The sequence below is a fragment of the Bradyrhizobium sp. ISRA430 genome (assembly GCF_029909975.1).
Classification (GTDB): domain Bacteria; phylum Pseudomonadota; class Alphaproteobacteria; order Rhizobiales; family Xanthobacteraceae; genus Bradyrhizobium.
This window is the reverse complement of record NZ_CP094516.1, coordinates 804034-821366: the sequence shown is the minus strand read 5'-3', so window position 1 is coordinate 821366 and position 17333 is coordinate 804034. Positions and strand designations below refer to the sequence as shown.

8 protein-coding genes and 1 pseudogene are annotated in these 17333 nt (G+C 63.4%); 3 read left to right on the top strand and 6 right to left on the bottom strand.

Going from position 1 to position 17333, the window contains the following annotated elements; all coding sequences use genetic code 11:
- Positions 1-2: 2 nt before the first annotated feature.
- Both MTX21_RS04330 and MTX21_RS04325 read right to left on the bottom strand, forming a co-directional pair.
- Entirely contained in the window at positions 3-644 is a 642-nt protein-coding gene (locus MTX21_RS04330) for a (2Fe-2S)-binding protein (protein ID WP_280970678.1), read from the bottom strand.
- Between the two features lie 182 nt (positions 645-826).
- Positions 827-1702: a LysR substrate-binding domain-containing protein gene (locus MTX21_RS04325; RefSeq protein ID WP_280970677.1), complete on the bottom strand. Its 876-nt coding sequence runs from the start codon at positions 1700-1702 to the stop codon at positions 827-829.
- Positions 1703-1914: 212 nt separating this feature from the next.
- Here MTX21_RS04325 and MTX21_RS04320 point away from each other — a divergent pair, with 212 nt between their 5' ends.
- Positions 1915-2373 (top strand): class I SAM-dependent methyltransferase, encoded by a 459-nt coding sequence (locus MTX21_RS04320; protein WP_280970676.1) that lies wholly within the window; start codon positions 1915-1917, stop codon positions 2371-2373.
- 111 nt (positions 2374-2484) lie between these two features.
- Entirely contained in the window at positions 2485-5274 is a 2790-nt protein-coding gene (locus MTX21_RS04315) for a UPF0182 family protein (protein WP_280970675.1), read from the top strand.
- A gap of 143 nt (positions 5275-5417) precedes the next feature.
- On the opposite strand, the gene MTX21_RS04310 is transcribed toward MTX21_RS04315, so the two are convergent.
- The 3 genes and pseudogenes from MTX21_RS04310 to MTX21_RS04300 form a co-directional block, all read right to left on the bottom strand.
- Positions 5418-9767 carry a translocation/assembly module TamB domain-containing protein gene (locus MTX21_RS04310; RefSeq protein WP_280970674.1) on the bottom strand — a complete coding sequence of 1450 codons (4350 nt, stop codon included), beginning with the start codon at positions 9765-9767 and terminating at the stop codon, positions 5418-5420.
- Positions 9767-11614, bottom strand: a complete 1848-nt coding sequence (locus MTX21_RS04305; protein ID WP_280970673.1) for a BamA/TamA family outer membrane protein — start codon at positions 11612-11614, stop codon at positions 9767-9769. The genes MTX21_RS04310 and MTX21_RS04305 overlap by 1 nt, the downstream gene beginning before the upstream one ends.
- Positions 11615-12020: 406 nt before the next feature.
- Positions 12021-12359: pseudogene (locus tag MTX21_RS04300) on the bottom strand (S-methyl-5-thioribose kinase); the annotation flags it as partial.
- Between the two features lie 280 nt (positions 12360-12639).
- Between MTX21_RS04300 and MTX21_RS04295 the strand changes: the two are divergent.
- On the top strand, positions 12640-15861 hold the full coding sequence (locus MTX21_RS04295) for an adenylate/guanylate cyclase domain-containing protein (RefSeq protein WP_280970672.1): 3222 nt from the start codon (positions 12640-12642) through the stop codon (positions 15859-15861).
- 54 nt (positions 15862-15915) lie between these two features.
- On the opposite strand, the gene MTX21_RS04290 is transcribed toward MTX21_RS04295, so the two are convergent.
- On the bottom strand, positions 15916-17328 hold the full coding sequence (locus MTX21_RS04290; protein ID WP_280970671.1) for a hypothetical protein: 1413 nt from the start codon (positions 17326-17328) through the stop codon (positions 15916-15918).
- Positions 17329-17333: the final 5 nt, after the last annotated feature.

Genomic DNA, 17333 nt, shown 5'->3' with positions numbered 1-17333 from the left:
GGTCAGGTCCTCTTGGCAGCGTCGGCGACGGCGGCGACGATCCCCGGATAGGCCCCGCAGCGACAAATATTGCCGCTCATCCAGAACCGAATGTCGTCCAGCGAGCCCGCATGGCTTTCGGCGATGCAGCCGATAGCCGACATGATCTGCCCCGGGGTACAGAAGCCGCACTGCAGGCCATCGTGCTCGATGAATGCACCCTGGAGCGGATGAAGCTCGCCATCTTTTTCAAGGCCTTCGATCGTCTCGATCTCCGCCCCGTCATGCATTGCTGCCAACGTCAGGCACGACACAATCCGCCTCCCGTTTAGAAGGATGGTGCAAGCGCCGCAGGCGCCCTGATTGCAGCCCTTCTTGGTACCCGTGAGATTAAGCGTTTCTCGCAGCACATCGAGCAGCGAGCGGCGGGGATCCACTTCGATGGAAGCCTCCTTGCCGTTGACGATGAGCCGGATCGTGGCCGTCGAGGTCGGTTCGATCGCGGCCGACGTGCTGACGGGGGCCGCGCATCCCCCAGAGGCCGGTGTCGTTGCAGCCAATGCGGCAGCACCGCTTAAAGCGAGCACATCGCGGCGAGCGAGACCGGAAGCACCCGACGGGTCAACGGCATTGTTGCTCGCTTGCCCTTCAGCAAAACTGCGCATTGCTTCTCCTCTTAGTGCACCTATGGCGCGCGCGAGCGAGCTCCGCGCCGGGTTTCTCTTCGGAGCGTCTCAAGGCTGCTCGTTGTGATTTCACACCACGATACCGGAGGAGCCGGAGCGCACAACTGATCCAGTGTTATAGGTTTATGCGCAGAACTTATGATGTGCGGCCGCCAGAGCGGTTAGCGAGCGGCCATCAAGGCATCAATGAAGTCGCGCACTAACAGCGACTTCGGTCGGTCTGAAGGGAGCAACAGCAAGACGCGGACTTCTATGGCTGGTCGAAATTGTTTCACCACAATCTTCGAGCGATCAAATCCGCTGATCGCATGGGGACTGGCAAGCGTCACTCCGACGCCTGTTGCAACCAAAGCGAGGGCAGTGGGAGCAAGAGCGGTCTCGACAACGGTCCTCGGGACCGCACCGGCCGCTGCCAGGACTGCGTCGATCCTTTGCCTGAAACGATCCTCCGAAAGGTATGCAATGAAGGGCACATCATGCAAATCCATTGGCTCGATGACCTTCTTGGAGGAGAGATCATGTCCGATCGGAAGAACGCAGAGCGCGTCGCGAGCCAAGAAGGTCTCATGGATAACGCCGGTCGTATCGACCAGGTCTGCTGCAAGGCCGAGGTCAAATTGGCCGGAGGCGACCAGATGCCGTACGTCGCGCGATGGCAGGACGAGCAAGGTAACCCGGGCGTTCGGATGTTTCCTTCGGAATATTGCGACCGTCTTCGGCACGATCGAGTGACTGGCCGCAAAAAGGGACGCGACGCGAATCTCCCCAGACCCGTGATCGCGAATTCGAGCAGCGGCGGCACGGATCGCATCAATGCCGAGGAAAGCTGCTTTGACTTCGTCATAAAGCATGCGGGCCTCAGGCGTGGCAACCAGACGGTTGCGGACCCTCGCAAAGAGAAGAAAACCGACCGATCGCTCCAGCTCAACGATGCTCCGGCTTACCGCAGGCTGTGTTATGCCAAGGACCTCCGCCGCTCTCGACGCCGTACCGCACTTCATTACGGCCTCGAACGTCTCGATCTGTCGAAAATTCATGCGGCCAATTCCCTCTCGCGTCCTGGCTCGCGTCTGGGCGCCTCGTTCATGCCAGAAACAGGCAAATTCGTCCCACGCGAAGGGGAGACATCTCTCGCGCCGCACTTTGCCGACGAATAAAAGAGTATCGCCCCGCGAATATATTGCGCGCCAATGCCGCGGCAGTCCACGGTATCGGAACCATTTTGCTACCGGTTCTTGGCGGATCCACAATGACGCTGGTCCGCACGGTGACGATTGTCGTGGCACTGGGTGCAACTTGCGCAGGCGCCGCTGACATTGGTTATCTGACCCCACCAGGAATCCCTGCAAATGAATTTCCTTCACCTCGGCGTCCGGTTGCGCCGATCGCCAGCCTAAGCCGCTCCGCCGACGAGCACCGCGACTCCCTGAATGAGGTCGGTGAGGTCGTACGCCTTCTTGAGCTGAGACCAGGCATGACGGTCAGCGATATTGGTGCGGGCAGCGGCTACTACACGGTCCGTCTCTCACACTTCGTCGGCCCCAGCGGCTCTGTCGTCGCCCAGGGCGTCATGCGGGATTACCTCGTCGAGCTCCGCAGGCGAACGGAAGAACTGGGGCTGATAAACGTCACATTCGCGATGGCCGAACCACACGACCCCCGCCTCCCCACTTCCTCGCTGGATGCCGCCATCCTCGGGCACATGTAATAGCCCAATCCTATGCCTTCCTCCGCCTATTGTAGGGGTGCGGAGCAAAAAGCAGGTGCGACGCCCCCCGCGACAGGCGCGCCACGTCCGTCGTTCTGCTATAATGTCACTATGACGATCGGGATTTCCGGACCCGAACGGAAGGCACCAGGGCGAAGCGCCGTGGCGGGATTCATCATCGCGGCCATCATCGTCGCTATCGGCCTGATCCTGCTTGCTCTCGTCGGCGACATCCTGGTCGACTGGATGTGGTTCGCCTCGGTCAGTTACAAACAGGTCTTCTGGATCACGATCGGCGCCAAAACCGCGGGCTTCCTCGTCGTTTTGGCAGCGACGGCCACCATCTTGTGGGTGAACGCGCGGACTGCACTTGGTCTTGCCGGGCGGCGAACCCGGTTGCCTGCGGCCTTTGTCCCAACGCTTGCGGCCGCGGCGGCTCAGCCTGATCCGCTTGAATTCCTGCGCGAGCGGCTGCCGTGGCGTGGCGTGATCGCCGCCAGCAGCGGCCTCTTCGCCTTACTTGTCGCCTGGGCCGAGGTCGGCAACTGGGCCACGCTGCTCCGGTTTATCTATCAGGTGCCCTACGGCAGCACCGATCCGCTGTACGGCAAGGATATCGGTTTCTACCTGTTCTCCCTGCCCGCGTTTGTCGCCGTCAAGAACTGGGCAATGCTGACGCTCGTCATGAGCGCACTGTTCGCCGGAACCATCTACTGGGTGAATGGCGACATCAAGGACCGGGCCCGGCGAATGTCGCCGGCGGCGATCTCCCACGGTTCGGCGCTGCTTGGCGTTTTCTTCACCGTGAAGGCGTGGTCCTACGGCCTCGATCGCTACCACCTGCTGTTCGGCGACAACGGCGTGGTGGTCGGCGCAGGCTATACCGACGTCAACGTCGAATTACCGGTCCTGTGGATCCTGATCGCGCTGTCGATCGTCGCCGCCTTGGCTGCATGGGCGAACCTGTGGGTCCGCACCTACCGCCTCCCCACCGCTGCGATTGCGCTGCTGTTCGGCGCCGCTTTCCTGCTGTCGGGCATCATCCCCGCAGTGTTTCAGCACTTCTACGTCAGGCCGAACGAGCTGGCCTGGGAGCGTCCCTACATCGAGCGCAACATCGCGCTGACCCGGGAGGCCTACAATCTCCATCGGATCACACCGAGGCCGTTCCCTGCGGATCAGACCCTGACCTTCAGCACGCTCGAGGCCAACAAGGCCACGATCGAAAACATAAGGCTATGGGATTGGCAACCATTGGCCGACACCTACGCGCAATTGCAGGAGATCCGCACCTACTACAAGCTGCGCAACCTCGATGTCGATCGATACTGGCTTGGCGACATCTACCAGAGCGTGATGCTCTCGGCACGCGAGTTGAATTCCGAACTGCTGCCGCCCAACGCGCAGACCTGGGTCAACCGCCATATCCTGTTCACCCACGGCAATGGCGCGGTGATGAGTCCGGTCACCCAGAAGAGCGGCGAAGGACTTCCGCTCCTCTACCTGCACGACGTTCCTCCGGTTGCGCAGGGAGGTCCCGACATACGCGAGCCCCGCATCTATTACGGGCAGCAGACCGAGGACTACGTCATCGTCAAGGGAACCGTGCGAGAATTCGATTATCCCAAGGGAAAGGAGAATGTCTATGCGTCCTATGACGGCTCCGGCGGCGTCCCGCTGTCGAGCATGGTGCGGCGACTGATCTTCGCCCACCATTTCAACGATGTGAACCTGCTCCTTTCAGACTACATCGGCGGCGGCAGCCGGATCATGATCCGGCGCAACATCCAGAAGCGGGTCGACGCTATAGCCCCGTTCCTCACGCTGGACCGCGATCCCTATCTGATTATCAGCGAGGGCCGCGTGTTCTGGATGCAGGACGCCTACACGACCAGCGAATATTTTCCCTACGCGCAGCCCGCGCCCGGCCTCAATCTCAACTACATCAGAAACTCCGTGAAGGTCGTGATCGACGCCTACAACGGCACCGTCGATTTTTACCTGATGGACCCAGCCGACCCGGTCGCCGCGACCTATCAGCGAATCTTCCCGGACCTGTTCAAGCCGTTCGCGGCCATGCCGTCCGATCTTCAGAAGCACATTCGCTATCCCGAAGACCTCTTCCTGATCCAGGCGCGACTTTTCCAGACCTACCACATGGAAGCCGCCGATGTTTTCTATAACCGGGAGGACCTCTGGCAATTTCCGCGTCAACCGGCCGGTGATGGCGTCTCTTCAATGGACGGCATCACCACCATGGCCCCCTACTACATCATCATGCGGCTGCCCGGAGAGGCGCAAGCCGAGTTCTTCATCATGATCCCGATGGTGCCGAGCCGTCGCGACAACATGATCGCTTGGCTTGCCGCGCGCTGCGACGAGCCCGGCTATGGCAAGCTGATCGTGTACGAATTTCCCAAAGAGAAGCTGGTCTACGGGCCTTTCCAGATCGAGGCGCGAATTCATCAGAATACGGAGATCTCCCAGCAGATATCGCTGTGGAATCAGATGGGGTCGCGGGTGATCCGGGGAAATCTGCTCGTGATTCCGATCGAGAATTCGATTCTCTACGTGTCGCCGCTGTATTTGCGGGCCGAGCAAGGACATTTGCCGGAGCTCAAGCGGGTGATTGCCGCTTATGGCGAGCACGTCGTCATGAAGGAGACTCTTGCTGAGGCCCTGTCGGCACTCTTCGTGGACGACGGACCCGCGCCGGCGCCGGGTGCGACCGCGGAATCGCCCAGCGAAGGGTCCGCGGCAAGGCGCGCGCAGGAGGCCCTCGATCACTACAATCACGCCATGGAGCGGTTGAAATCCGGCGATTGGACAGACTTCGGCAAAGAGATCGGCGTGATGCGCGGTATTTTGGAAGATATCCGTCGGCAATCGGGTAATCGCTGAGGTGCCCGAGAAGCGCTATTTTCGCGAGGCCGCCGAATATTCCGGCCTCAACGTCAAGCTCATCCTCGGCGCGGTGATGGTGATCTCGGCGGTCTGCTCCGGCATCGGCGGCATGCTTGGAGTGAACGACTCGTGCCAGCGGCTTACCATTCGTATCGCGTGCCGACCCCGATGGATGTCGAGCCCTTCGCATCGACATCCGACTCGACGCGGATGTGACGCGTCACGTCGACATTGGCCGACACTCCTGACTGGCTGGGGCTCGCGCCCGTCCGCACACCCACGCTCAGCCTGTCGCCGATCGCGCGCGAGGCGCCGACCGCCGGACCGCCCGCCCCGGCACCCACGTCTAGATTGTCGACCCCAAGCGAGCGGCGCATGCGGTCCACGGTCCCCTCACCACCGCTTGCGAACTGGGCCGCGGCCCCTGCGAGCTGCACGGCCTGCGAGGTGGTCAGGCTGCCCGAAGCTTTCTGAAAGAGAATGCGCGACAGGATCTCATCCTGCGGCAACTCGGGCTGCGAGTGGAAGGCGAAGACCGGCGCGGCCGCCGGTCCCGAGATTCCGACCTGTGCGGTGATGTCGGAGGCCTGCATCTCTGCCGCGAAATCGAGCTCGGGCGCAAGATCTCCGCTAAAGGAGAGATTGCCCTTGGTGAAGGTCAACGTCTTTCCGAGCACCACCAGCTTGCCCTGGAAAAGGGAGAAGGCGCCCTTCGGCACCGGAGCGTTGGTCGTGCCGCCCACGTGAATGGAGCCGCCGAGCTCCGCAGTCGCCCCGCGGCCATGGATGAAGACGTGGTTCGGCGCCGAGACCGTCACGTCGAGCGAAGCGTTGAACAGCGCCGGGCTCCCCTTGTTGCCTTTCAGCGTCTCCGCTTTGCGCTCAGCCGCAAGGCGTGCAGCGGCCTGGCCCGAGGCGTTCACATGGTTGATGCCGTCGATCGGCTTGAGCGTCGAAGGCAGGCGGTCCGGAATATCGACACTGACGCGGGTCAAGTCGATGCGACCGGCGATCCGCGGATCGCGCGCCAGGGCGCCGGTGACGTCGAGGGCGAGATTGGCCTGAGCGGTCGCCAGCGCGCTGGCGGCGAGCGTCGCCTGCTGGCCACGGATCGAGATTGTGCCCGGGAAGCCTGCATCCGGAGCGACCCGCACCTGGCCGGAGCCAGATAACGTACCCCCGTTGGGCGTCACCGCGGCCAGGCGCTCCACGACGATCCGTTCTCCTTCGGCGGTGATTTTCGCCTCGATGGCCTCGAGGCGTGTGCCAAGCATGCTGTCGCGGAAGGTACCTCCGCTCACGGTGGCGACACCGCCGATCTGGGGCTTCGCGCGCGTGCCGCCGACACGGGCATCGAGCGCGACGCTGCCGGACACGGTGCGGCCGGAGGCGGAGAGCATCGCGTTGGCGACGGCGGCATCGAGGCGGCCCTTCGCGGTCAGCGCGATCGGACCCGTGGCGTCGAGCGGCAGTGTGCCCGACGTCGTGATCGTGCCGGCTTTTCCCGCGGCAAGCGTGGTGTTCAGGCTCGCGCGGCCTCCATCGAGCCGCCCGTCCGCGGCAATGTCGATCGGTGGCAAGCCCGCGCTCCTGGTCTGCGGCGCCGTGAGCTGCTTGACGGCCACCTTGTATTGCCCCATCGGCGCGGTCGCGGAGCCGGCGATCGTGGCTGAAGCGTCAAGCGTCCCGGCGAGCCCCAAACCGGGCATCGCGACATCGGCCGCGCCGAGCGGAATCGCGCTTGCCACGGCCTTGAGGTCGAGCGCCTTGCCGGCCTTGCCATCAACGGTGAAGCGGCCACTCCCAATTCCGAGGGCCAGATGCTCGATCAGCACCGTACCGTCGTCGAGCGTGAAGCCTGCGGGCCCCTGCAGCGCGATCGCGTTGGCGCTACGCCGCGCGGTGAAACGATTGAGATCGAACCGCGTCCGCTCCCTGGACGTCAACGCACCCGCGGCATCGAGATCGAAGCCGGCAGCCTTGGCGGAGAGACGGATCACGCTCGTATCGGCATTGCCCCTGGCCGTCAGCGCGATGTTGGAGGCGGTCTGGCCGCCGAACTTGGCATCGTTGACCCGGGTATCCGCATTGAGGACCGGATGGCTGTAGAGATCGGCGCCATCGGCGCGCACATCGAAACTGCGGATGGCCACACCGGCGGCACGGATCCCCGCGCCCTTGCCAACGAGACGGACGGACTGCTGGCCGCCATCGGCCGAAGCGGCAAGATCGAGTGAGGCCGAACCGGCGAGTTCTGTGAGAGCAAGCGGTGAGAGGTCGGCGAGCGCCCCGGCTGCGAAGCGAATCTGCCCGCGTGCGAATCCCTGCGCGTCGACCGTTCCTGAGCCCTTCAGGGACACCGAGCCGATCGCGATGTCGACGGTCTTTGCCTCCCATCCGGCAAAAGCCGGAGCTCCGCGATCGTCACGCTCCGACGATCGGCGGCTCACCTGAACAATCCCGCGCGCCGGGTTGCCGTCGACGGAGCCGTTGAGCTTGGCGTCGACGGCACAGAGCCCGTTGATGTCGTTGACGGTCGCGGCGAGCTCCAGATGCGGAATGGGGCGCCGCATCGCGGTGGCGCGATCCACCGAGGCCCCGAACGAAACGCCGGGATGCGCGAGCCCGCCGGTCAGGCCGACGTCGAGAGCTCCCGCACCGGTGAGGCGCGCATCGGCCGCCGAGAGATCTGGCAGGTCCACATGCGCCGACAGGTCGCTCGTCTCGCGCGTCACCGTTCCCTTGGCGCGAACCGCGACGTTTGCTCCATCGAGCGACGCGCCGCGGACCGTGTAGGTGTCGCGGCCATCGGCAGAGAGATCGGCTGCGAGTGCGAGCCGCGTCCCCGCGAGCCCATCGAGCGCCGCAAGTCCCGTCGCAAGCCTCTCGCCGGTGCCAGACATTCGGGCATCAAAGCTGCCACGTTGCAGGTCCGCGTCGAGATCGAGGCCGATCGCCACCGAGCCCTTGAGCTTCAGCCCGGCAAGGTCGGCAAAGTACCCGAGGTCGGGCACGGCTCCGGTTGCACGGCCATGCAGGCGATCGGCGCTGACATCACCTGTATAGGTCGCCTGAACCGTGGACGTGCCGATCTCGAGACGCTCGATCCTGGCGCGGCCGCCCAGGTCCGTATCGCCGTGGAGCACGAGAGACGCGGCGTTGCCGATCGCGGCCGCCAGACTTGCGTCGCGCGGCGCAATGCCGGAGGCGCGCAGGTTCGCGTCAAGGATGATGCGCGTTGCGGGATCGCTGGCTTCGGCGCGAGGGACGGCTGTGATGGAAGCGTCGAGCGTCTCGACGTCGCCGTCCGGCAGATGAGCGCCCGACAGCGCGAGCTTGACCGATGCTGTGGGAGCCTTGATCGGGCCGTTGACGCGGCTGTCGAAGACGAGGCTGCGGATCGAGCCGTGGTCGGTTTCGGTCACGTCGCCGTTGCTTGGCAAGGCGCGGATGGAGGCCGCGAAATCCACGACCTTGTCGGCTCCGAGCAGGCCCTTCGCGTCGAGCCGCGCAAGACGGCTCGTGAGCGTCAGCCCGTCCAGGGCGACGCTGCCGTCGTCACCAATACGCGTCGTGCTGTCGAGATTGGTTTCACCGGCAAAGACCGGCGCGGCAATCGCCGGCAACAACGGTCCGAGATGGCTAGCAAGGCGCGTTGCGAGCACTCGGCCCGCCCCGTTTCGGTCAAGCGCAATCGTGCCTGTCGCATCGATCGTGGGGCCGGCCTGCAACTTCAGGGCACCACGGAAGCTGTCGAGCGTGCCTTGGCCGCCCAGTGCGAATGTGACGGGCGGCTCGCCCGGCAGATGGCCGAGCTTCGACATGAGCCCGTGGGCCGGCTCGTCGAGCGTGACGTCGAGGGTGAGCGCATTTCCCTGCGGAACGTAAGCGAGAGCGGCCTTGAAGCGGCCTGCAAAGTCCTTGCGGGTGGCGTCGAGATTGAAGACGAGCCCTTCGGCGGGCGAGCCTAGTTCGGTATTTCCGGTCGCCGTGACGTTCAGCGCCTCGCCCAGGATGGACTGTCCCAGCGTCAGGGCATGCAGGTTGAACGCCTTCACCTGCAATTTCACGGGAAGTTCGGGCAGGATTGGCTCGTCGGATTTTTCGACAGGCTGGTCGGACGGCAACGGCCTCCGCTTGATATCGAGCGTGCCGACTTCAAGGCGCTCGATCTCCAGCCGTCCCATCAACAAGGCGCTGCGCCGCCAGACGAGACGCGCCTTGTCGAGCGTCAGCCAGACTCCATCCTTGTCGGTGATGGTGACGTCGCGAACCGTGGCGTCCGAGGACAACACTCCGTCGACGCCGCCGATATGGACCTGGGTCGCGGGAGTCGAGAGCGTCCGCGAGACGAGGCTGGCGAGCACGTCCTGCTGGTTCTCGCCGGTCCCGCTCATCGCGGCGTAGAGACCGACACCGAGCCCCGTGACACCGGCCAGCCCTAGGGCCGCCATCGCGGAACGGACAAGGAAGGACCGTGGTAAGCGCATCAGAAGGCCTGCCCAATGCTGACATAGATCGCGTAGCGGCTGTCGCCGGGGCGTGGGTTCAGCGGCATCGCGACGTCGAGGCGGATCGGGCCAACCGGCGTGAGATAGCGCAGGCCGAGCCCCGCCGAGTAGCCGACAAAGTCGTTGAAGCTCGGCAGGGAGGAACTGGAGGCGGTGCCGAAATCGAAGAATGGCACGAGGCCGATGGTGGGCGTGATCTTCACGCGCACTTCGGCGGAGCCTTCGATCAGGCTGCGGCCACCGGTGATCTGGCCGAACAGCATCGGCGAAATGGTGTTATAGGCGAAGCCGCGCACGGATCCGCCGCCGCCCGCGTAGAAGCGGTGCGCATCCGGAATCTCGGCCAGCGGGGCGCCCGTGAGCGAGCCCATGGCCAGCCGGCCTGCCAGCACGTAGTCGGCCTGGTCGTCGAGCGCGTAATAGGCCGAGCCCGCGAAGCGGCCCTCAAAGAGGTCGATCGTGGAGCCCATCAACTTGGAATAGGCGTTGACGGCCCCCCAGAGACGCACGCCGCGCGTGGGGTCGAGCGGATTATCGGTGGTGTCGTAGCGGCCGGTCGCGGTGAAGCCGATCAGCGTCGCATCGACCCGCCCCAGCACGTCCTGCGATTTCGATTGCTCGACCTGAAGACCGGCCTGCAGCGAAGCCGCCTCCGAAAAGCGGTGGATCACGCCGAACGTGCCGCGCACCGTATCGTCGGCGTAACCGCCGAGGTCGTTGTTACCGACACGCTCGCGGAACGCAGTGGCCTCGATCAGAAGATCGTTGGCCGTACCGAACAAGCCTGGCTTGATGAAGGTACCGGTAAATCGCGCGCCGAAATCCGAGGCGCGGAGATTGTTGAAGCCGTTGAACGAAGTGCCGTCGACCCGTTGCAAGAGCGAGGCGGACGCTTCGAGCCTCAGGCGCTCGCCGCCGCCGAATATGTTCCGATCCTCGTAATAGCCTGCAATGCCGGGACCATCGACGCTGGAATATTTCGCCGAGAGGCCGACCGCGTGCCTGGGCCTTTCCGTCAAATCGATAAAGACCGGCAGGTTGCCATTGGCATCGAGCTTGTCGGCCTCGCGGATGCGTATTCCTCCGACGGCTGGGATCCTGGCGATCGAAGTTTTCGTCAAGGCCAGCCTCTCGGGCGAATAAGGCTCGCCTTCCCTCAGGTGGACATGCGTGGCCACCACTCTCGGGTCGACATCGCCGCCCGAGATCGTGACAGCGCCGATGCCGGCCTTGGGGCCCGCTTCGACCCGCAACCGAAAGTCCATTGCGGCGGCCGCATGATCGACGGTGGCCTTGACGTCGCCGATCTTCGCAAACGGATGTCCGTTGCTGCGGAACCAGTCAACAAGCTTCACCTGCGCGGCGCGCAGGTCGGCCGAGATCGCTGGATCGCCGGATTTCAGCGCAAAGGCGCGGCGCGGCAACCCATGCGGCGCTTCGTCGTGCGCATAGTCCACATCGACGTCCACATCGACGCTGCGCAGCTTGAACAACGGACCGAGTCGTGCGGTGACCTTGATTGGAACAGCGGTCCGATTGCGAAAGCCGTCGGCCCGGCGTGCAGCGGCGGCGAGCCCGGTCTCGTCGAGGGAGATTGGAACTCCATCCAGCGTTACATCGATCTGGGCATTGTAACGGCCAAGCCCCCAGAGGGCATCGAGCAGCGGATTGATGTCTGCCTGAAGCCGGCGCACGAGGCCTTCGCCGTCCGGCGGTGATTCCTGTCGAAGCCGATAGGTGCCGGAGGCATCGCGCAACACCTGCTCGGCATCACTATCGTTCTTGCCATCCGGCGTCTTGGCTTCGATCTCGAGCCCATAAGACAACGTCGTGGCGCTGACCGGCGGCGGATCGTCGGAACCGAAGAGGCCAAAGAAATCGAGTGCGTGAGCCTGTTCGCACAGAGACCAACCGACGATGGCGACACAGCCCGAACGCAGAATGCGTCGCGCCGCAACGGAACAATATCGTCGCCCTGCCCGCCCCGGCAAAGGCGGCAGACATCGTTGCACCACGGTCCTTTTGATAGTTCCACTCCCACACTCATTGATCGGCTCAACCCGAGGCTCTGCCGCTCACGCTTCACGATCTCCCTGCCGCACACACGAAATTGATAGACATCATGATGGACAATGTAGGGCAGCAACAGAGAACCCCTTCGTAGTCTCTCATTGAACAAAGAGCACGACGTTCACAAACGCTCTGCGTTTCGAATACGCTCCACGAAAAAAGCGCCCGCTTGCGCGCGTCCTCGATCAGCTCGAAATCGATATTATGGGCGACGCCGAAGATGCGGCGAATGGCCTTTGCAGCGGCGAAGCCGGCCATATCGGCGAAGCGTTGTTGCGTGTAGGTCTGCCTCTCCGCCTCCAAGGGCGCGGCGCCCTTCTCTCCGGCAAAGAGCGAGGCGGGATACGCATCGCCAGCCACCCACAGGTCGAGGAATTTGCGCACGAACTCGCCCCAGACCTTCGCGACCGTCCCCGGCACTCAGGCCTCGAAGGCGCGCCGTTCGCCCGGCGAGCGCTCGTGACCGCTTGATACGAAATAGGCCATCAAGGCGGCGATGGCATCGTGCTCGATTTCTCCATACCGGTACGACACGTCGCCACGTCGGATGACGTCGAGGACGCCTCGCGGTGATAGACGCGTCCTCAAGATATGCGGCTGGGAAGTATTGCCATTCCAGGGCAGAATTTGACGCAGAATGCGCTGTACGACCGCGATTACATGGTGTTCAATCCTTGGAACTGTCTGCCCGAGCACAGGCCGCTCGGCAGCGTCAACCTGACGCGGCTCGCCGTCGATCTTGCCTCGCGGCCGGTACGGCGGAAACTGAACACGGTGGGTCATGAGCAGCCAGCCGAAGCCCGATCGTTCGGGCGGACTTCAGCGGACACCGGCGCCGCCGAATGTCGAGAATGAAGCTCTGCATGCCGAACGCCGGCAACTCACCGTAGTGTTTATCGACATCGTCGGGTCGACACCCCTGAGCGAGCGGATCGATCCCGAGGAGTTCTTCGCGGTCGTCAGAACCTACCGCGATATCTGCGACGAGCAGATTCGCCGCTACGGCGGTCATATCGCCAGAATGATTGGCGACGGATTGCTGGCCTATTTTGGCGTCCCGCAAGCCCACGAAAATGACCCAGAGCGCGCGGTCCGCGCTTCGCTGGCGGTCGCCGCGGCGATCAAGGATCACAACTTTCTGCTGTCGGATGGCAGTTTCGTCCGCCTCGGCGTGCGCGTTGGGGTCAATACCGGGCTAGTCGTCGTCGGCAGCGTGCCCGGCGAGCCGCCCGATCGGCGGGAAGTGTTCGGCAGTTCGGCACATATCGCTGCCCGTCTGCAGGGGCTCGCCAGCGAGAACGGCGTCGTGGTCGGTTCGAGCACTTACGAGCTGACCCGCGGAACGTTCAGCTACGCGCCGCTTGGCAGACGACCGCTCAAGGGCGTCGAGGAGCCGGTCGAAGCCTGGCGCGCCGAGGCGCTTGCGTCTAACGAAAGCAGGTTCGATAGGGCGCGGAGGTCGCCTCTTGCTCCGATGATAGCGCGAACCAGCGAAAGCGCATTGCTTGCCGAGATGTGGCAGCAAAGCGTAGCCGGCTCGGGACAGGTCGGCGTGATTTCCGGTGAACCCGGCATCGGCAAATCACGTTTGATCCGCCAGTTTCGCAGTTCACTTGATGCATCTCCGCGCGATGTTCTGTCGCTGCAATGCTCACCATTCCACGTCAACACGCCGCTTGCCCCGGAAATCGAGCGGCTCACACGTGCGACCGGCATCCAGGACACCGACGACGCGCAACTCGCATTGGCAAAGTTGCGTTCGCTCTTGGCAAGAGCCGTGACCGATGTCGAGCAGGCGCTTCGTTACTACGGAGCGGTGCTGTCGATACCCGCATGCTCGGGATACGAACCCGCGGATCTCGGATCTCCCTCGGAGCGCGAGCGTGCCTTGCAGGTGTTCATCGATGCTCTGGTCGCGGCCTCGCGCAAGCGGCCGGTCCTCGGAATCGTCGAGGACGTCCAGTGGATGGACCCGACCACCATCGAACTGATGGTGCGCGTGATAGCTCAATGTCCTGGCGAGCGGATCATGGTCCTGATCACGCATCGCGATGATTACAGCGCCGACTGGTTGTCAGGCCCGGCAATTCGACGGATTTCTCTGCAAAAGCTGGCGGCGCATGAATGCGAGCAGATGGTCGCAGCCGTGGCGGGCAGCGATCTCGTACCGCGCCGGATTACCAGCCAGATCGTGGAAAGAACCGACGGCGTGCCACTCTTCGTCGAGGAGTTTACGCGGGCCGTCGTCGATTCCGGCGCGGTCCCGCTGGCCGCTGAGAGCCCTGTGCCGAGCGGGAGGTTGCCGGAACCTCTGGTGCCGGCAAGCATTCACGATTCACTGATGGAGCGCCTTGATCGCCTCGGACCTGCCAAGCGCGTCGCCCAGATCGCCTCAGTTTTCGGAAGGCGCTTCAACTATGACGGCATTTTCAGCGTGCTTCCAGGTCAAGACGAAACGCTGAAACACTCGTTGCGGGCGCTCGAGAGAGCCGGGATTGTGTATCGTAGCGAGGAGTCTCAAGGCACGGTCTTCACGTTCAAGCACGCGATGATACAGGAAGTCGCCTACTCCTCGTTGCTCAAGGAGGAAAGGCGTGAGCTCCATGCGCGCGTCGCATCGTGGCTGCTCCAGGAAGCCGGCATTGGAGAAAGCAGCCAGCCGGCGGTGTTGGGCTATCACTATGCACGCGCAGGCAACATTCCGGAAGCGATCGAGGCTTGGCTTCAGGCGGGCAAATCCGCGCTCCGCAGCTCTGCCACCAAGGAAGCCGTGGCTCATCTTCGCGAAGGCCTCTCGCTGATACCCAAGATGCCGGCGTCACCACGGCGCTTCGAGGCCGAAATCGCACTGCAATCCAATTTGGCGATGGCGTACACGGCCAATGCCGGATGGTCCGATCCGAACGTCTATGGCCCCTACAGTCGTGCACTCAAGCTTTGCGCGAGCCATGGCACCATTCGCGAGAAGGCGACGGTGCTGTGGGGAAGTACTATAGCCAAGCTGGTCAACTGCGAGCTCACCAAGGGCCTCGAACACGCGCAGGATTTCGTCCGGCGGGCAGAAGCGTGGCGCGATGACGAGGCCGCCCTCATGGCCTACACCGCTGCCGTAATCGCCAATTTCTTTCTCGGTCGTTTGGAGCAGGCGAGCGAGCTCGCGGCTCTGGTCAGCGCTCGCTACAATCCGCGTGAGCATGGCAAGCTGGTCCAGATTTATCAGCATGATCCATTGATCGTATCGCTTGTCTATTCCGGACACATCGAATGGTTGCTGGGCCGCCCGGGGCGAGCCAGGGAGTGCTGTGTGACGGCGCGTCAGCTCGCGAACGAGATCGGGCATCCGTTCATGCAAGCTTTTGCCTCCATTCTTGGCGTCGCCGATCACTGGTATGAGGGCGATCTTGCGGCCAACCTTGCCAGCGTAAAGCGCGGCCTGAAGGTCGCTGACGAGTACGGCTATCCGATGTACCGGGTCATCGGCCCATTGTGGGCAACCGCTGCGTTGGCGGCACGAGGCCCCGCGCCGGAAGTGCTCGAACAATTATGCGGCTTGCTCGGCAGGCTACCTGCCGAGACTCGGTGCATTCAGATTCCACTCTATCGAACTCTGCTCGCCACAGAATTCGGACGGATCGGGCAGATGGAAAGGGCTCGAAGCTTCGCTGCTTCGGCTGAGGCGCTGATGAAGAAAACCGGCGAGCGCTGGGCAGCTCCCGAGATTTATCGGATTCACGGCTCGCTATTGTGTTGCGAACCATTGCGAGACGACCGCGCTGCCATGCGCTTGTTCAAGCGTTCGCTTACCTCTGCCAGGAAGCTTGGGGCGGTCGGTTGGGAATTGCGCACGGCGATCAGCATCGGGCGCCTGGTCAGCGCCGGCGAGAGCGCATCCGGACGCGCCGAAGCACGAGAGCTGCTGATATCGACCCGGGCGAAATTTGCATCTGCGGAAACGTCCCGCGATCTGCGCGAGGCTGATGACCTGGTGAAAGTGTTGAACTAGTGAATCAAGGTCGACCAGACATGTCCGCGCCTCGGGAGTGAACGGACGTTGGAGTCACGTCGTCAGCGATCCCAGATAACGGATCGCCGAGAGGCTCGGCAGGAATGTATAGGCGCCGCCCCGCGTCCAGACCAATCGGGGCAATCCCCGCAGCCGGATCGCGCGGCCGGATTTGAGCGGCAAGTCGAACCAGCTCGTCTTGGGATCGTTGGCGCCTACGATCGGATCGTTGGAGCCGGTGATGCGCGGATCCTGCAGGCCAAGGTTCAGCCAGTCGCAGGACATGGCCTCGAACTGGGCGCCGAGGCTGGCTCCTATGAAGTTTCCGAGCAGGCCCCGTTCCGGCTCGGGCTTGTCCCGATCACGCTTCGCCGGATCATAGGCTGGTCCATAGGGCATGCCACGCCGCACAAGGCGCCGACTGTTGTTCGCTACGCGCTGCACGATCTGCCCGCCCCGCGGATTGCACCGGCGGATATGGGCGCCATAGGGGCAGCGGGACTCACCGTCATAGTCAAAATTCGACTGACTCACGCTGGGATCAGGTGCGTCTGGCGACAGCGCCAGCGGCGTGCCATCGCGCCATCGGCCGCAGAGGTTGGCGGCGACGATCTCGCGCAAGGCACCATGACGGCCTGCGACTGACATGACCTGGGCAATTTTCGTTTCAGCGCCGGGCGGCAGCAACTCGTCGACTTGCGGGTGCTCGAGCAACTCGGATGCGGCCTGATCGAGATACGCCTCGAAGCCCACCACGTCCTGCTTCAGCACGCGAAAGGCGTTGAACGTGCCGTTGTGTCCCAACGCCGCGGGTTGAGGAACCCGCCACATCAAACCTTCCAGGTTGGTCGGATGTCCCAGCAACACGGTGCCGAGCGGCGCCCTGGGTTGTCCGTCGGCATGGCGCTGCCGGTCGTGAACCCTCTCGAACCTCGGTTGCATGATGTTGTCGCGATAACCGAAGTGAACGTAGTCGTCTCGGAAATTGCGGCCCTCGCGTGTACCGAGCAGCGTCAGGGCGTTTCGGTCGAGCGCGTGCTGCTGGACTTGGTCCAGTTGCCTGACATCGTCCGCGTAGATCGTTGCGATGAGATGGATCCGGCTGGGCTCATCGAAGGGCGATGGCCAGGTTTCCGGCGCGCTCGGCCCGATATCCCCGAGCTTCAAGGCGCGGGCGGTCATGCCCTCTATGAATTCGTTGGGGAACATTTCAAGCGAAGAACTCGGCGTACCGAGGGCACGCAGTCCCTCGTAGGTCAGGCCAATGTTGAAACAGGTTTCCGGCTTGTTTGCCCCCCAATTCCCGGTCGTGATCTGCGGAACGCCGTGATCACGGCCGGATATGGAGGCGGCGAGCCAGCGCCGGGCCGCGATGCGATCGGCGACTTCAAGAATGAGGTAACGCACGCACGGCTTCTTGGTGTAGCCACGCAAGATGTTGCCCTGCAGATCAGCGAGGTCGAACATAGTAC